We start from the raw sequence: 14,877 nt of genomic DNA, 5'->3' as shown, positions 1-14,877 counted from the left end.
GAATTGCTGGTCCGCCGGGCAGAGGCGAGAAGCATCGGCAAGCTAGGGGCGCGGTCCGCGGCCCGAAACGGCGCGCATCCCGGTCGGGAGCGGGAAAATTTCACGACGTCAGGTCGCTGCGCCCGGCCGTCCTTTTCGCCGCATCGTTTCTGCCGTTAAATGCCACGGCGGCGCATGCCGTGAAGCAAGCCCCACGCGCGAGGCCTCGACGATGTGGACCTTCGCCAACAGCGATCTGAAATACCGCCTGACCTTGCGGATATCGGCCGTCTCGGCGCTGTGCTTTGCAGCAATCTCCGCAGTCGTCCTGTATGACATCGACCGGTCCGTTCGCACTGAGCTCGGCGACATTGCCGACATCACGGCCAGGACGCTGCAATTGCAGCTCAGCAAGACGCATTGGGTCAACAATCCGCCGTCGACCTTTCCCGACCTCGACAGCATCGCCGCCCCGGTGATGAGGCCGGGCCTGTGCATCGCCTACCGCGCAGGCAACGGCCAGATGGTTCAGCAGTTCTGCGGCGGAGCGCAAACCGCGGCCGATCCGCCGCGCGCCTTTGCCGTCTTGCATCGCACGATCTTCGATCCGGGACAGGAGACCGCAAGACCTGTGCTATCGCGCGACCGGCGGGTCGGCGAGGCCGTAGCCTGGATCGATCCCTCCATCGTGACCGCGGAGGCATGGCGCGACCTCAGTCGGCTGCTGCCCGTGCTCGCGGGTGCGCTCGTGCTGCTCTGCCTGCTGACCTATGCGGCGCTGGCGCGGGCGCTACGGCCGACGCAGCTGATCCGTGCAGGGATCGAGCGGATCGCCGCGGGCGACCTGGCGACACGGCTGCCACCGTTCGATCTTGCCGAGCTGTCGGCGATCCGCGACGCCTTCAACCAGCTGGTTGAAAACCTCACGGCGGCCATCGCAGAGCGCAATGAGCTGACGCGGCGGCTGATCGCATTGCAGGACGACGAGCGCCGCCATCTCGCCCGCGAGCTCCACGACGAGTTCGGCCAGTCGCTCGCCGCCATCCGCGCGCTGGCTTCGGCGGCCGGCCAGAGCGCGGCGCAGACCTGTCCCGAGCTGCGATCCGAATGCGACAGCATCGCGCGAACCGCGACCGACATGATGACCACACTGCGCGGCGCGCTGTTCCGGCTGCGTCCGCCCGACATCGACGAACTCGGATTGGCCGCGAGCCTCGAAGGCCTGGTCGCGGGATGGAGCAGGCGCCAATGCGGGCGGACTCGCTTCGAGATCAGCGTTTCGAGGGCTGTCGACAGCTTGCCCAGCACGATCGGCCTGAACCTCTATCGCATCGCGCAGGAGGCGCTGACCAACGCGGCAAGGCACGCCGACGCCAAGCGGGTGCTGCTGCAGCTGATATTGCAGGGACCAGGCGACGCGGCTGCAACGATCGAGCTCATCGTCGAGGATGACGGCCGCGCGACCGATCAGCCCGGCAAGCCGGGAATGGGGCTGCTCGGCATGCGCGAACGCGTGACGGCGCTGGGCGGGCAATTGAATTTCGAGTCGAGGCCGGGCGGCGGCACGCGCCTGCTAGCCATCATCCCCTTCGCCGCGCGCAGCCTGCCCTTCCAGCGCGCGGCCGCGGAGTGCGCCGCGTGAGCACCTCCGAGGCAACCATCCTGCTGGTCGACGATCATGCGGTGGTGCGCGAAGGCTACCGGTCGGTGCTGCAGAAACAGCCGGGCTTGCGGGTGATCGCCGAAGCCTCCGACGGTGCGGAAGCCTACCGGCTGTTCAAGGAAGCGAAGCCGGATCTCGTCATCATGGATCTCAGCATGCGGGAGGTCGGCGGCATCGAAGCGATCCGCCGCATCCGGCAATGGGACCGCGATGCCAGGATCCTGGTGTTCACCATGCATGAGAATGCCGGCTTTGCCGTGCAGGCCATCCGTGCCGGCGCCAAGGGCTATGTGACCAAAAGCAGCCCGCCGGAAGCGCTGGTGCAGGCGGCGCGCGACGTGCTCGCCGGACGCGTGGCCGTCAGCCCGGACATCTCTCATGAGCTCGCGCTGGGCAGGCTCGCGGGCGAGACTTCGGCCGCCGACGTGTTGACGGCGCGCGAGTTCGAAGTGCTGCAGATGCTGCTCGCGGAACGGACCACGGACGAGATCGCAAACGCGCTTCATCTCAGTCCGAAGACGGTCGCCAATCTGCATTCGATCATCAAGGACAAGCTCGGCGTCGGAACGGACATCGAGCTCGTCAGGCTCGCGCTCCGGCAAGGCCTGCTCTCGCAGCCCCTGCCGCCGGCCTGACCTCAAGCTGCAGCGAACTACATGCCGGGCTCGATCGGCTTCTCGATCGCACCGCCACTCTCGGCCCAGTCCTTGAACGCGCCGACGTTGTAGACCTTGTCGTAGCCGAGATCCTTCAGCGTCTTGCCCGAGAGCGCCGAGCGGCCGCCGGAGGCGCAGTAGAGGATCACGGTCTTGTCCTTGGCAAAGTTCTTGTCGTGATAAGGCGAGTCGGAATCGGCGCGGAATTCCAGCATGCCGCGCGACACGTGCACCGCGCCGGCAACCTTGCCGCTCTTCTCGACCTCCGGCGCATCGCGCACATCGACCACGAGCGTGTTGCCCTTGGCGATCATCGCCTGCGCTTCGCCAGGTGTGATCTTGGGGACTGCGGCATTAGCCGCCTCCAGCATCTGCTTGACCGTCGTTGACATTTCGGGACCTCCAGAGATGAGCGGAGATTATGCCCGCGATCTGCGGCGTCGGTCGTCAAAACTAGCTTATGTCCATATAATGGACATATATGATAATTCTTATCAGCTATGTAGACAGATGATGTGAAATGTCCCATTCATATGGACATGTCTACCCTCACCGATCCCCGGCCGAGTGCCGTTCGCCCCCTCCCCGTCGATGCCATGCTCGCCGACAGCGCCGGCGACGCCGCCTTTGCCACCACGCTCGCCAAAGGGCTGATGGTGCTGGAGGCGTTCAAGGCGGGGGCACCCGTGCTCGGCAACATGGAGATCGCCGCACGCACCGGCATCCCGCGCCCCACGGTGGCGCGGCTGACGCACACGCTGGCCGAGCTCGGCTATCTCGACTACGACGCCGACCGCGCCCGGTATCGCGTCGGCATCCGCGCGCTGCGGATCGCCCACCCGTTGCTCGCCGACATGCCTTTCCGCCAGAGCGCGCGGCCCCTGATGCAGGAGGTGGCGCAGAGCGTGCGCGGCACCGTCTCGATCGGGCTGCTCGACGGCACCTCCATGATCTATGTCGAGACGGCCCGCTCGGGCGATGTCGGGCCGCATGTGCCCGATATCGGCATGCCGATCCCGGTCGTCGGCACCGCGATGGGCCGCGCCGCCGCATCCCTGCTGCCGGCGCGCGATGCCGCACGGCTCGAACAGCAGCTCGATGCGTCCGACGCGGAGCAATGGTCGGCCTACCGTGACGCCTATCGCGCCGGCATCGCGCAATGCGCCGAGCGCGGCTTCTGCACCTGCTTCGGCGAATACATGGCCGCGATCCACGCCGTGGCGGTGCCGCTGTTTCAGGCCGCCAACACGACGCGATGCTACTCGATCAATTGCGGCATTCCCGCCTTCCGCCTGCAGCCCGGGCAGCTCGAGGGCGAGATCGGTCCGCGCATCCATGCACTCGCTGCCAGCATCCGCGCCCAGATGAAGGAGCGGGAGCCGGCGCTCGCCGCGCAGGACGCAAAACTCAGGAAATGAGCGGCAGGACACGCCGGACCAGGAGGCCGAGGTGAGCGGGCCGCTTGAAGGATTGAAGGTTCTCGACATCGCGACCATCGTCGCCGCGCCCTTGTCGCAACGGCTGCTCGCCCGCGGCGTCTCCAGCCGCATCTCGCGTGGCGTGCTCACCTGCTGCTGCGTGATGCTGGCGGGCTTAACGATGATGCTGCTGTCGAAATCGACCGGCGAGCTCGTGCAGATTCCTCTGGTGATGGTCGCCTTCGCCGTTGGCAGCGTCACCTATGCGCTGGGACCGCCCCTGATCGGGGAGATCAGCCCGGTGCAGCAGCGCGGCGCCATGCTCGGCATCTGCAACGGCACCTTCACGCTGGCCGGCCTGATCGCGCCCTGGCTGATGGGCCATATCGTCGATATCGGCGCCAATCCGGCCCAGGGCTTTCGCGACGGCTTCATGTTTGCGGGCCTGCTGATCGTCGCCGGCGGCGCGCTGGCGATGGTCATCATCAATCCGAAGGACGACCTCAGGCGCTTTGCGCGGCGCGAGCGCGCAGCTGTCGGCAGCGGCGTGCCGGCACTTCAGTCGTAGCGCTGGGCTGCACGTTGGCGAAGCCGGCATCAAGGCCCGAAACAAATACAAGAAGAAGGGAGACACCTCATGAGGATCAGCCTTAGGATCAGCCTTGCAAACCTGATCACTGCCAGCGCACTTGTCTGGGCCACGTTCTGTTCGTCTGCGGCCGCGGAGAAGACATACGACACCGGCGCCAGCGACACCGAGATCAAGGTCGGCCAGACCATCCCGGCGAGCGGCCCTGCGTCGGCCTATGCGACGATCGCCAAGGCGCAAGCCGCCTATATCAAGATGATCAACGACCAGGGTGGCGTGAACGGCCGCAAGATCAACCTGATCCAGTACGACGATGCCTATTCGCCGCCGAAGACGGTCGAGCAGGTGCGCCGGCTGGTCGAAGGCGACGAGGTGCTGCTGACGTTCCAGATCATCGGCACCGCGCCGAATGTCGCGGTGCAGAAATATCTGAACGGCAAGAAGGTGCCGCAGCTGTTTGCGGCCACCGGTGCCGCGCGCTTCACTGATCCCAAGCACTTTCCCTGGACGATGGGCTTCAATCCCTCCTACCTGGTCGAAGGCCGCATCTACGGCCAGTACATTCTGAAGACCTATCCCAACGCCAAGATCGGCGTGCTCTATCAGAACGACGATCTCGGCAAGGACTATCTCGCGGGACTGAAGGCGGGGCTCGGCGACAAGGCCGCCAAGATGATCGTCGCCGAGACCTCCTATGAGATCACCGAGCCCACCATCGACTCGCAGATCCTCAAGCTGAAGGATGCCGGCGCGGACCTGTTGTTCAGCGCCTCGACCCCGAAGCAGGCGGCCCAAGCCATCAAGAAGGTCGCCGAGCTCGGCTGGCATCCGGTGCACATCGTCGACATCAATGCCAACTCCTTGACCGCCACGCTGAAGCCGGCGGGGCCGGAGAACGCCAAGGGTCTGATCAGCGTCAACTACGTCAAGGACCCGCTCGAGCAGACGTTCAAGAACGATCCCGGCGTGCAGCGCTATCTCGACTTCATGGCGAAGTATTATCCCGACGGCGACAAGGGCTCGAACTTCAACGTCTACGGCTACATCACCGCCGAGCTTCTGGTTCAGGTGCTGAAGCAGTGCGGTGACGATCTCACCCGCGAGAACGTGTTGAAGCAGGCCACGCATCTCGACCACGTCCAGCTCGACCTGCTGCTGCCGGGCATCACCATCTCGACCTCGCCAACCGACTATCGCGTCAACAAGCAGCTGCAGATGATCCAGTTCGACGGCGAGCGCTGGCAGAACATCGGCGGCATCATCACCGACGAAGCGCCGGAGTAGAGCGAGCCGCTGCGGAAGCAGGGCCACGGCATATGGCCGTGGCGCCTCGGGCCTCATGGTTCGAGATGCGCGGCTTCGCCGCGCCCTCACCATGAGGGTCTATCGGCCGCAAAATGGGCCCTCGTCCTGAGGAGCTCGCCGCAGGCGAGCGTCTCGAAGGACGGCCGCAGAAGAGATCGTCGGTCGAGTTCGTCCCATATGCGATAGCCTTGCTGCGGAAGGGACGGTCGAGAGGTCGTCCCCTTCCGCATTCCCTCGCCTCGCGCTCAGCGGGCGTTCTGCCCCGCGACATTCCTAAGCCTGGAAGTTCTTGCCGCCGCGCTGCGGTAACGTTCACGTATTTGTTAAGCTAAACTTACAAGTCTAACTGTACAATTTGACTCCGGTAGCCTATTTGCTGCCCCCCATGAACCGCGCCCCAGGGGATGCCGTCCCCGCCCCGCGCGCCTCGGCGCTTGCAGCCGAGCTGCGCGGGCTGATCGGCAAATTGAAACGCAGGCTGCGTGAGCAGGCCAATGTCGGCGACCTGACGGTCTCGCAGATCGCCGTGCTGCTGCGGCTCGAAAAGGACGGCCCGGCGACGGCGTCGCAACTCGCGCGCGCCGAGGGCATGCGCGCCCAGTCGATGGGTCCGATCGTCGCTGCGCTCGAGGCAGCGGGTCTGGTGAAGGGCGCGCCGGACCCAAGTGACGGACGGCAGACCATCATCGCACTGACGGACCAGTGCCTGGACAGGATCAGAGAGGGACGCGCGGCGCGGCAGGACTGGCTGTCACGCACGATCGACCAGCGCCTCTCCGCTGAGGAACAGGAGCAGCTGCGCGCAGCCATCGCGCTACTCAAGCGGCTGATCGACGACTGATGGCGCTTGCGCGCAATCGAGGCGCGGCAATTGAAGGACACACCATGGCGCTCACGACGCTCGATTCCAACACCGCTCTCATCGTCGTCGATCTGCAGAAGGGCCTCGTCGGACTTCCCTGCGTTCATCCAATCAATGAGATCGTGGAGCACGCCCGTGTGCTGGCCGATGCGTTCCGCGCACGTGCCCTCCCGGTCGTGCTCATCAACGTCGCCGGAAGTGCACCAGGCCGCACCGAGCAGCCGCGCCGTATCGATGCACTCCCGGAAGGATGGACCGAACTCCTCCCCGAGCTGAACCGGCAACCGAACGATATCGTGGTGACCAAGCGCACATGGGGCGCCTTCGCGAGCACCGATCTCGAACGGCAGCTGAAGGCACGCAATGTCACGCAGGTCGTGGTGGCCGGTGTCGCCACCGGCACCGGCGTGGAGTCGACCGCGCGGCAGGCCTATGAGCAGGGCTTCAACGTCACGCTCGCCCTCGATGCCATGACCGACACACGCCCCGAAGCGCACGAGTACAGCACGACGCGGGTCTTTCCGCGACTGGGCGAGACCGGGACGACCCGAGAGATCATTGGACTCCTGAACACGAGGACGGCCTGACATGACCTTGCTGCATCTGGTTTCCTATTTCTTCGGCGGCGCCTTCCTCAGCAATGCCGTGCCGCACTTCGTCAGCGGCGTGACGGGCATGCCGTTCCAGACGCCGTTCGCATCGCCGCCAGGACGCGGCCTCTCCACCTCGACGCTGAACGTGCTCTGGGGTTTTCTCAACCTTGTCGTCTTCTATCTGCTGGTCTACCGGGTCGGCGATTTCGGACTGCGGCATACGGCTGACGCGCTTGCGCTGGGCTTCGGCATGCTGGTGATGGCTCTCTATGCGGCGCGGCACTTCGGCTCCCTCCACGGCGGCGATCTGCGGGAGCGCCCATGAGGCGCGCTGCGGCGGACATGTTCCGTTCGCTGCGCAGCCGCAACTATCGCGTCTGGGCCGCCGGCGCCTTCATCTCCAATGTCGGCACCTGGATGCAGCGGACCGCGCAAAGCTGGCTGGTGCTGGTCCAGCTCACCGACCGCAACGCTTCGGCGGTCGGCATCGTGATGGCGCTGCAGTTCGGACCGCAGCTTCTGCTATTGCCCTGGACCGGCTACGCCGCCGATCACTTCAACCAGCGCAAGCTCCTGATGGCGACACAGGCGACGATGGGCGCATTGGCGCTCGCGCTCGGCCTGCTCACCGTCGGCGGCGTGGTCCAGCTGTGGCATGTCTACGGCTTCGCCTTCCTGTTCGGCTGCGCGGCCGCCTTCGATGCGCCAGTGCGCCAGACCTTCGTCGGCGAACTGGTCGGCGATGCCGACCTGCCCAACGCGGTGGCGCTCAATTCGACCTCGTTCAACGCCGCCCGCATGATCGGACCGGCGATCGCAGGCATCGTCATTGCAGCCGCCGGCACCGGCTGGGCCTTCCTGATCAACGGCGCCTCCTTCGCCGCCGTGCTGGCTTCGCTGTCTCTGCTGCGCAGTTCCGAACTGCGCAGCCATGCCCGCGCCCCTCGCGACCAGGGTAGCCTCGGGAGCAGGCTGACCGGCGGCCTGCGCTATGTGTGGTCGCGCGCCGACCTCAAGGCGGTCCTGATCATGCTGTTCCTGATCGGCACCTTCGGCCTGAACTTCCAGATCTTCATCGCGACCATGGCGACCCGGGTATTCCATGCCGATGCCCGCGGCTATGGTTTGCTGTCATCGGTGACGGCGGTCGGCACCGTCGCGGGAGCTCTGCTAGGCGCTGCGCGGGCGCGGCCGAACTTCGCCGCGCTGCTCGTCGGCGCCCTGCTGTTCGGGCTGGGCTGCAGCTTCGCCGCGCTCGCGCCGACCTACTGGATGTTCGCAGCCGCCCTGGTGCTGATCGGCCTGGCCGCGCTGACCTTCACCAACACCACCAACAGCCTGATGCAACTTTCGACCGCACCCGCGATGCGCGGGCGGGTGATGGCGCTCCGCGTCGGTGTCGCCCTCGGCGGCACCCCGATCGGGGCGCCGATCGTCGGCTGGATCGCGGACCAGTTCGGGCCACGCTGGGCGCTCGGCGTCGGCGCGGCATCCGGCTTCGCCGCCGCGATCGTCGCCGTCACCACCATGATGCGACGCGATCATCTGCCGCACGAGGACATGTTGCGCGGCGGCCACGTGCGACGCTGACCGCCTGCGTCGCTCCAGCAATCTCAGCGTTGGGCTTCCTCACGATCGGACTCGTCCGCGATCAGATGAAACTCGCGCCCCAGCCGGCGCTGCACGCTCAGCACGGCGCGATCGACATCGCTGATCAGGCTGTCCCCGAGCACGACCTGCGGAATCTGCCAATTGCGCCCCTCGCGGACATGCGGCAGCAGCGTCACCGCACGAACCTGCGCGGTCTCGCATCCCGGCTCGCTGCGGATCGCGTCCTCGACCAGCCGGGTCAACTCCGCCGGCGTCTTGCCGATCGTCGCCATCAGGATTGGCCTCCCGGAATCAGACGCACGCCGAGACCGCAAGCAGCTGGCCATCTGAAGCCGGCGTGATGATGGTCGACGTCCCGAAACACCTTCTGCCCGGCGCCCGATACAAAACAAACACGCCCGCGTCTCGGGCGCACCCGACCGACACAAGAATGTGCATTAAAGCACAATTCTATCAAGCTCCGATCTGGAGCGGGCGATATTCCGATCAAGGAAGAAGATGAAGAAGCCGGGCTTGCTGCTTGTTCCTGCAGGCGGTTTGCCGACAGAGCGCGCCATCGAGCAAGCCTTGCGAAGATTGCGGATCAGCTCCCAATCCTTGGCCGCCTCAGCTTTCGGAACGCCTCACAGCCCGTATCGTCGGCGGCTGACACATCACGTGAAGCACTGCATCCGACATCGAAAACAAAGCTAGCCCGCCCGGCTTAATTTTCCGTCTCCATTAGCCCGGGTTTCTACGGAGCTTCGATCCGGCGACGGTTAGTTCGGTCCGCAAAACGCAGATGGCCGGGCAAGAGCGACAACGCACTCTGCCCGGCCATCGAGGTCAGCATCGCCCGCCTGAAAGCGCGTCCAGGCGATCTGGCGCCCGCGAGCTTAGTTCTTGCTCTTGTCGACCAGCGCGCCCTTCTTGATCCAGGGCATCATGTCGCGGAGGCGAGCGCCGACTTCCTCGATCGGGTGCTGAGCGAGCTTGGCGCGGGTCGCCTTGAACGAGGTCTGGTTGACCTTGTTCTCCAGCATCCAGTCGCGCGCGAAGCGGCCGGACTGGATGTCGTCGAGCACCTTCTTCATCTCCTTCTTGGTCTCGGCCGTGACGATGCGCGGTCCCGTGACATATTCGCCGTATTCGGCGGTGTTGGAGATCGAGTAGTTCATGTTGGCGATGCCACCTTCATAGATCAGGTCGACGATCAGCTTCACCTCGTGCAGGCACTCGAAATACGCCATCTCCGGCGCGTAGCCGGCCTCGGTCAGCGTCTCGTAGCCGGCCTTGATCAGCTCGACCAGGCCGCCGCAGAGCACGGCCTGCTCGCCGAACAGGTCGGTCTCGCATTCCTCCTTGAACGTGGTCTCGATGATGCCGGCGCGGCCGCCGCCGATCGCCGACGCATAGGACAGGCCGAGATCATGCGCGTTGCCGGAGGAATCCTTGGCGATCGCGATCAGGCAGGGCACGCCGCCGCCGCGCTGATATTCCGAACGCACGGTGTGGCCGGGGCCCTTCGGCGCGATCATCAGCACGTCGAGATCCGCCCGTGGATCAAGAAGATTGAAGTGCACGTTGAGGCCGTGGGCGAAGACGAGCGCGGCGCCCTTCTTCATGTTGTCGTGCAGGTGCTCGCGATAGATGTCGCCTTGCAGCTCGTCCGGGGTCAGCATCATGACGAGGTCGGCCCATTTGGCGGCCTCGGCGACTTCCATCACCTTGAAGCCGGCGGCTTCCGCCTTCTTGGCCGATGCGGAGCCCTTGCGCAGCGCGATCGCGACCTCCTTGACGCCGGAATCCTTCAGGTTCAGCGCATGGGCGTGGCCCTGGCTGCCATAGCCGACGATGACGACCTTCTTGCCCTTGATCAGGTTCAGATCGGCGTCGCGATCGTAGTAAACACGCATTGTCGTTTCCTCTTTGAGATGGCCGGAATTGGCTGGAAAGTCAGACGCTTGGGTGAGGCACGGGCGGCTGCGCCCGGACGAAATCCGGCCCGTGTCTAGAGCATTTTGGGCCGGCTTGGAAACCCCGATCTCGCATGGTGGAGGCGCCCCTCATGCGTCCATGAACACGGGGTAGAGCGAGGCAAGCAGCAGCACGGCCATGACGATGTTGAAGGCCCGCACGGCACGTTCGGAGCTCAAGAGCGGCCGCAGCGCAGTCCCGAACAGGGTCCAGGTGATGGTCGAGCCGATGCCCATGGCGAGGCTGATCGCGGTCTGGATCAGGATGTTGAACGGAAAGCGCGCGATCGCGGCGTAGGCCGTGATGGTGCCGATCACCATCACCCAGCCCTTGGCATTGACCCATTGGAAGATCGCCGCGCCCCAGAATGTCATGGGACCGCGCGAACTGCTCGCGCCCGCCTCGACCCGCCCTGACAGCGCGATCGCGATGGCGAGGTAGATCAGATAGGCGGCGCCAAGATATTTCAGGATGGTCTGCAGCACGGGATAGGCGATGAACACGGTGCCGAGCCCGAAGCCGACCGCGGCAACCATAAAGGCGAAGCCGAAAGTGATGCCCGCCATGTGCGGCACCGTGCGGCGAAAGCCGAACGTGACCCCGGAGGACAACAGCATGACGTTGTTCGGCCCCGGCGTGAAGAACATCACCAGCGCGAAGATCACGAAGGCAAACAGCAATTGTTGCGACATGGCGCTCAGCCCTGCCCCACTGGCTTCTGCAAGAGATAGGTCCCGTGCAGCGGCGCGTGATAGTCGGCAGACACGAGCCTGAAGCCGGCTTCTATCAGCAGCCGCTCCATCACCCAGGCGAAGGTCGAGTTCTCGTCGCGCATATGCGCGATGACGCTGTCGCGCGAGAAATCATGGTTCTTGATGTTGAAATCGGCCCATTGCTCGACCGAGCGCTCGGCACCATCGGGCGCGCTGACATAGACGATGTCGCGCAGGTAGAAATTGGCGCCGGGCTTCAGCGCGGCGAAGATCCGCGACAGCGCCACCGCCTTCCAGAAATCGGGCAGGTGATGCAGCGTGAACTCGCTGACGATCAGATCGTAGCTTTCCGGCGCATAAGCGAACGAGAGCAAACCCGCGGATTGCGGCCGCACAGTTGCACGCCGGTCGCGGGCGTAGAGCTTGGCCAGCGCCAGCATCGCAGGCGAAATATCGATGGCGTCGACCTCGGCCCCCATCAGCGCAGCCTCGCAGGCGAGCACGCCGTTGCCGCACCCGATATCGGCCACGCGCCAGCCGGGCTTGACCCCGAGCATCGTCAGCGCCGCGCGGGCGCGCAGGTCGGCATCGTCGGCCGATCCGTAGATCGAGGCGACAGCATGGTCCAGACCGATCCGGCTTCCCTCGTTATAGTACCAGTCGCGCGCCAGCATGGTTCACATCCCCTCAGGTCCCCGCCCGATCGCAGCCACACCCGTCCGCGACACCTCGACCAGCCCGAGCGGGCGCATCAGGTCGATGAACTGATTGATCTTGCCGGTGTTGCCGGTGATCTCGAACACGAAGCTTTCGGTGGTGGCGTCGATCACCCGGGCCCGGAACGCATCCGCGAGCCGCAGCGCCTCGACGCGGGCATCGCCCGTGCCGTGCACCTTGACCATCGCAAGCTCGCGCTCGATGGCGCGGCCCGACAGCGTCATGTCGACGACGCGGTAGACCGGGATCATGCGATCGAGCTGGTGCTTGATCTGCTCGATCACCATCGGCGTGCCGGTGGTGACGATAGTGATGCGCGAGAGATGCTTCTGGCTCTCGGTCTCGGAGACGGTGAGGCTCTCGATGTTGTAGCCGCGGCCCGAGAACAGGCCGATGACGCGCGCCAGCACGCCGGGCTCGTTCTGCACCAGGATCGCCAGCGTGTGCGTCTCGTTCGGATCCTGACGGTCTTCGATGAAATAGGCCGATGCGGGCTGTGTCATGATTGTCCCCGTGTCTCGCGTCCGTCATGGCCGGGCTTGTCCCGGCCATCCACGTCTTAATAGAGAAGGCGCGCTTTCCTGGATGCCCGAGTCAAGCCCGGGCATGACGACAGTATTTGTGGCAGGCCGAATGCCCTCATGAATGTGCCCCTCACACCAGCGCCTTGCCGCTGGCGAAAAAGGCGGCCGGATCGGAGGCTTCCGTGGGCAGGATCATCTCGTTATGCGCCTTGCCGGAGGGGATCATCGGGAAGCAGTTTTCCAGCGCGGCGACGCGGCAGTCGAACAGCACCGGCTTCTTGACCGAGATCATCTCCTTGATGGCACCGTCGAGATCGGCAGGCTTAGAGACCTGCAGCCCGACGCCGCCATAGGCTTCCGCGAGCTTGACGAAATCCGGCAGCGCCTCGGAGTAGGAATGCGACAGCCGGTTGCCGTGCAGCAGCTGCTGCCACTGCCGCACCATGCCCATGTAGCTGTTGTTGAGGATGAAGATCTTGACCGGCAGATCGAACTGCACGGCGGTCGACATCTCCTGCATCGTCATCTGCACCGAGGCGTCGCCTCCGATGTCGATGACGAGGCTGTCGGGATGGGCGACCTGCACGCCGATCGCGGCCGGCAGGCCGTAGCCCATGGTCCCGAGACCGCCCGACGTCATCCAGCGGTGCGGCTCCTCGAAGCCGTAGAACTGCGCCGCCCACATCTGGTGCTGTCCGACCTCGGTGGTGATGTAGGTGTCGCGCCCGCGCGTCAGCTCGAACAGCCGCTGGATCGCATATTGCGGCATGATGACCTCGCGGTTGGCCCTGTAGGCCAGCGAGTTGCGCGCGCGCCAGGCGGCGATCTCGCCCCACCACTCCTTGATGTCGGGCTTCTTCGCTTCCGCCTTGAACACCTGCAGGATATCGCCGAGCACGTCGCCGCAATCGCCGATGATCGGGACGTCGACGCGGATGTTCTTGTTGATCGAGGACGGATCGATGTCGATGTGGATCTTCTTCGAGCCCGGCGAGAACGCGTCGGTGCGGCCGGTGATGCGGTCGTCGAAGCGCGCACCGACGCACAGCATGACGTCGCAATCATGCATCGCCATGTTGGCCTCGTAGGTGCCATGCATGCCGAGCATGCCGAGCCAGTTCTTGCCCGACGCGGGATAAGCGCCGAGTCCCATCAGCGTCGAGGTGATCGGAACGCCGGTGACTTCGACCAGCTCGCGCAGCAGCTTCGAGGCTTCCGGCCCCGAATTGATGACGCCGCCGCCGGAATAGATGATCGGGCGCTTGGCCGAGGCGAGCAGCGCCACCGCCTTCCTGATCTGCATCGCATCGCCCTTGAGGCGCGGTGCGTAGGAGACGTGAACGTCGGACTTGCGCGGCGGATGATAGGTGCCGGTGGCGAACTGCACGTCCTTCGGCACGTCGACGACGACCGGCCCCGGCCGGCCTGAGGTCGCGACATAGAACGCCTCGTGCAGGACCTTGGCGAGATCGTTGACGTTGCGGACCAGCCAATTGTGCTTGGTGCAGGGCCTCGTGATGCCGACCGTGTCGCATTCCTGGAACGCGTCGTTGCCGATCAGATGCGTGGGCACCTGCCCGGTGATGCAGACCAACGGAATCGAATCCATCAACGCATCCGCCAGCGGCGTCACCATGTTGGTGGCGCCGGGGCCGGAGGTCACCAGCACCACGCCGGGCTTGCCGGTCGAGCGCGCATAGCCTTCGGCCGCGTGGCCGGCGCCCTGCTCGTGGCGGACCAGGATGTGCTGGACCTCGCTCTGCTGGAAGATCTCGTCATAGATCGGAAGCACCGCGCCGCCGGGATAGCCGAAGATGTGCTGCACGCCGTGATCGATGAGCGCGCGCACGATCATGGCGGCGCCGGTCATCTGGTTCGGATCGTGGCTCTTGTCGGTCATGGCTGGCTCCGGATCGCTGTCTTGTACGGCTTTCGAGGTATCCTGGTGGTCGGTCGGCTTCGTGGTCGTTCGGGCAATAAAAAAGGGCCCCTGGAGGCCCTGCGCACCGCTCGGATTTCAGATGGCCGCTAGCCATCCCCGGCGGTGCGCCTGGATACGACGGCGATAAGGAGAATGGTAATAAAGTTGCGCATGATGCCGAGCGGACTTCCCAAAGGTTGCGCGAACATAGCCCGAGATGCCTCAATGTCAAGGCGAAGCAGGGCTACCCGCGCGATTTTGTCAGGTTAACGCGGTTTGAGCGGTTCGGCGAGAGGGAATTTAGTCAGCTGTCACCCCAGGGCGACGCGCCACCGTCGAACCCGACTCTTGAGATTGCTGCTCCCGGTGG

Annotated in this window: 16 protein-coding genes; 9 read left to right on the top strand and 7 right to left on the bottom strand. The window is 65.0% G+C overall.

Going from position 1 to position 14,877, the window contains the following annotated elements; genetic code table 11:
* Positions 1 to 211 precede the first annotated feature (211 nt).
* Both QX034_RS19730 and QX034_RS19725 read left to right on the top strand, forming a co-directional pair.
* Complete coding sequence (locus tag QX034_RS19730; protein WP_316195699.1) at positions 212 to 1,621, top strand: HAMP domain-containing sensor histidine kinase; 1,410 nt, start codon at positions 212 to 214, stop codon at positions 1,619 to 1,621.
* Positions 1,618 to 2,277: a response regulator transcription factor gene (locus QX034_RS19725; RefSeq protein ID WP_315762683.1), complete on the top strand. Its 660-nt coding sequence runs from the start codon at positions 1,618 to 1,620 to the stop codon at positions 2,275 to 2,277. Before QX034_RS19730 ends, QX034_RS19725 begins: the two co-directional genes overlap by 4 nt.
* A 17-nt stretch (positions 2,278 to 2,294) precedes the next feature.
* On the opposite strand, the gene QX034_RS19720 is transcribed toward QX034_RS19725, so the two are convergent.
* Positions 2,295 to 2,690 carry a rhodanese-like domain-containing protein gene (locus tag QX034_RS19720; protein ID WP_315762685.1) on the bottom strand — a complete coding sequence of 132 codons (396 nt, stop codon included), beginning with the start codon at positions 2,688 to 2,690 and terminating at the stop codon, positions 2,295 to 2,297.
* Between the two features lie 147 nt (positions 2,691 to 2,837).
* On the opposite strand from QX034_RS19720, the gene QX034_RS19715 reads away from it, so the two are divergent.
* The 7 genes from QX034_RS19715 to QX034_RS19685 all read left to right on the top strand — a co-directional run bounded on the left by QX034_RS19715 (position 2,838) and on the right by QX034_RS19685 (position 8,655).
* Positions 2,838 to 3,716, top strand: coding sequence for an IclR family transcriptional regulator (locus tag QX034_RS19715; RefSeq protein WP_316188630.1), 879 nt, complete (start codon positions 2,838 to 2,840; stop codon positions 3,714 to 3,716).
* A gap of 31 nt (positions 3,717 to 3,747) precedes the next feature.
* Entirely contained in the window at positions 3,748 to 4,284 is a 537-nt protein-coding gene (locus tag QX034_RS19710; RefSeq protein WP_315762689.1) for an MFS transporter, read from the top strand.
* Between the two features lie 69 nt (positions 4,285 to 4,353).
* Positions 4,354 to 5,589, top strand: coding sequence for an ABC transporter substrate-binding protein (locus QX034_RS19705; protein ID WP_315700856.1), 1,236 nt, complete (start codon positions 4,354 to 4,356; stop codon positions 5,587 to 5,589).
* Between the two features lie 406 nt (positions 5,590 to 5,995).
* Positions 5,996 to 6,451: a MarR family winged helix-turn-helix transcriptional regulator gene (locus QX034_RS19700; RefSeq protein ID WP_315743716.1), complete on the top strand. Its 456-nt coding sequence runs from the start codon at positions 5,996 to 5,998 to the stop codon at positions 6,449 to 6,451.
* Positions 6,452 to 6,495: 44 nt separating this feature from the next.
* Entirely contained in the window at positions 6,496 to 7,059 is a 564-nt protein-coding gene (locus QX034_RS19695) for an isochorismatase family protein (protein WP_316188631.1), read from the top strand.
* A gap of 1 nt (position 7,060) precedes the next feature.
* Positions 7,061 to 7,390, top strand: a complete 330-nt coding sequence (locus QX034_RS19690; protein ID WP_315762695.1) for a hypothetical protein — start codon at positions 7,061 to 7,063, stop codon at positions 7,388 to 7,390.
* A complete protein-coding gene (locus tag QX034_RS19685; protein WP_316188632.1) occupies positions 7,387 to 8,655 on the top strand; it encodes an MFS transporter in 1,269 nt (422 codons plus the stop codon). Before QX034_RS19690 ends, QX034_RS19685 begins: the two co-directional genes overlap by 4 nt.
* A gap of 23 nt (positions 8,656 to 8,678) precedes the next feature.
* Here the strand turns inward: QX034_RS19685 and QX034_RS19680 are convergent, their stop codons facing one another.
* From QX034_RS19680 to QX034_RS19655, 6 genes are all read right to left on the bottom strand, one after another.
* On the bottom strand, positions 8,679 to 8,948 hold the full coding sequence (locus QX034_RS19680; RefSeq protein WP_315700861.1) for a hypothetical protein: 270 nt from the start codon (positions 8,946 to 8,948) through the stop codon (positions 8,679 to 8,681).
* A gap of 603 nt (positions 8,949 to 9,551) precedes the next feature.
* The gene (gene ilvC / locus QX034_RS19675) at positions 9,552 to 10,571 is read right to left on the bottom strand and encodes a ketol-acid reductoisomerase (protein WP_315700862.1); all 1,020 of its coding nucleotides are present in this window, start codon (positions 10,569 to 10,571) and stop codon (positions 9,552 to 9,554) included.
* 150 nt (positions 10,572 to 10,721) lie between these two features.
* Positions 10,722 to 11,324 carry a LysE family translocator gene (locus QX034_RS19670; protein ID WP_315700863.1) on the bottom strand — a complete coding sequence of 201 codons (603 nt, stop codon included), beginning with the start codon at positions 11,322 to 11,324 and terminating at the stop codon, positions 10,722 to 10,724.
* 5 nt (positions 11,325 to 11,329) lie between these two features.
* Complete coding sequence (locus QX034_RS19665) at positions 11,330 to 12,019, bottom strand: class I SAM-dependent methyltransferase (protein WP_316188633.1); 690 nt, start codon at positions 12,017 to 12,019, stop codon at positions 11,330 to 11,332.
* Between the two features lie 3 nt (positions 12,020 to 12,022).
* Positions 12,023 to 12,565 carry an acetolactate synthase small subunit gene (ilvN, locus tag QX034_RS19660; RefSeq protein WP_315700865.1) on the bottom strand — a complete coding sequence of 181 codons (543 nt, stop codon included), beginning with the start codon at positions 12,563 to 12,565 and terminating at the stop codon, positions 12,023 to 12,025.
* A gap of 151 nt (positions 12,566 to 12,716) precedes the next feature.
* Positions 12,717 to 14,486 carry an acetolactate synthase 3 large subunit gene (locus QX034_RS19655; RefSeq protein WP_315700866.1) on the bottom strand — a complete coding sequence of 590 codons (1,770 nt, stop codon included), beginning with the start codon at positions 14,484 to 14,486 and terminating at the stop codon, positions 12,717 to 12,719.
* Between the last annotated feature and the right edge of the window lie 391 nt (positions 14,487 to 14,877).

This window comes from Bradyrhizobium sp. SZCCHNR3119 (assembly GCF_032487775.1).
Taxonomy (GTDB): domain Bacteria; phylum Pseudomonadota; class Alphaproteobacteria; order Rhizobiales; family Xanthobacteraceae; genus Bradyrhizobium.
Note: the sequence above shows the minus strand (reverse complement) of the source record. Positions and strands in the feature narration are given on the sequence as shown.

Bases quoted from the DNA above. Each gene is read 5' to 3' on its own strand.
- QX034_RS19685 (WP_316188632.1), top strand. From the start codon at position 7,387: ATGAGGCGCGCTGCGGCGGACATGTTCCGTTCGCTGCGCAGCCGCAAC.
- QX034_RS19700 (WP_315743716.1), top strand. From the start codon at position 5,996: ATGAACCGCGCCCCAGGGGATGCCGTCCCCGCCCCGCGCGCCTCGGCG.
- QX034_RS19715 (WP_316188630.1), top strand. From the start codon at position 2,838: ATGTCTACCCTCACCGATCCCCGGCCGAGTGCCGTTCGCCCCCTCCCC.
- QX034_RS19665 (WP_316188633.1), bottom strand. From the start codon at position 12,019: ATGCTGGCGCGCGACTGGTACTATAACGAGGGAAGCCGGATCGGTCTG.
- QX034_RS19720 (WP_315762685.1), bottom strand. From the start codon at position 2,690: ATGTCAACGACGGTCAAGCAGATGCTGGAGGCGGCTAATGCCGCAGTC.
- QX034_RS19730 (WP_316195699.1), top strand. From the start codon at position 212: ATGTGGACCTTCGCCAACAGCGATCTGAAATACCGCCTGACCTTGCGG.
- QX034_RS19670 (WP_315700863.1), bottom strand. From the start codon at position 11,324: ATGTCGCAACAATTGCTGTTTGCCTTCGTGATCTTCGCGCTGGTGATG.
- ilvC (WP_315700862.1), bottom strand. From the start codon at position 10,571: ATGCGTGTTTACTACGATCGCGACGCCGATCTGAACCTGATCAAGGGC.
- QX034_RS19680 (WP_315700861.1), bottom strand. From the start codon at position 8,948: ATGGCGACGATCGGCAAGACGCCGGCGGAGTTGACCCGGCTGGTCGAG.
- ilvN (WP_315700865.1), bottom strand. From the start codon at position 12,565: ATGACACAGCCCGCATCGGCCTATTTCATCGAAGACCGTCAGGATCCG.
- QX034_RS19695 (WP_316188631.1), top strand. From the start codon at position 6,496: ATGGCGCTCACGACGCTCGATTCCAACACCGCTCTCATCGTCGTCGAT.
- QX034_RS19705 (WP_315700856.1), top strand. From the start codon at position 4,354: ATGAGGATCAGCCTTAGGATCAGCCTTGCAAACCTGATCACTGCCAGC.
- QX034_RS19655 (WP_315700866.1), bottom strand. From the start codon at position 14,486: ATGACCGACAAGAGCCACGATCCGAACCAGATGACCGGCGCCGCCATG.
- QX034_RS19690 (WP_315762695.1), top strand. From the start codon at position 7,061: ATGACCTTGCTGCATCTGGTTTCCTATTTCTTCGGCGGCGCCTTCCTC.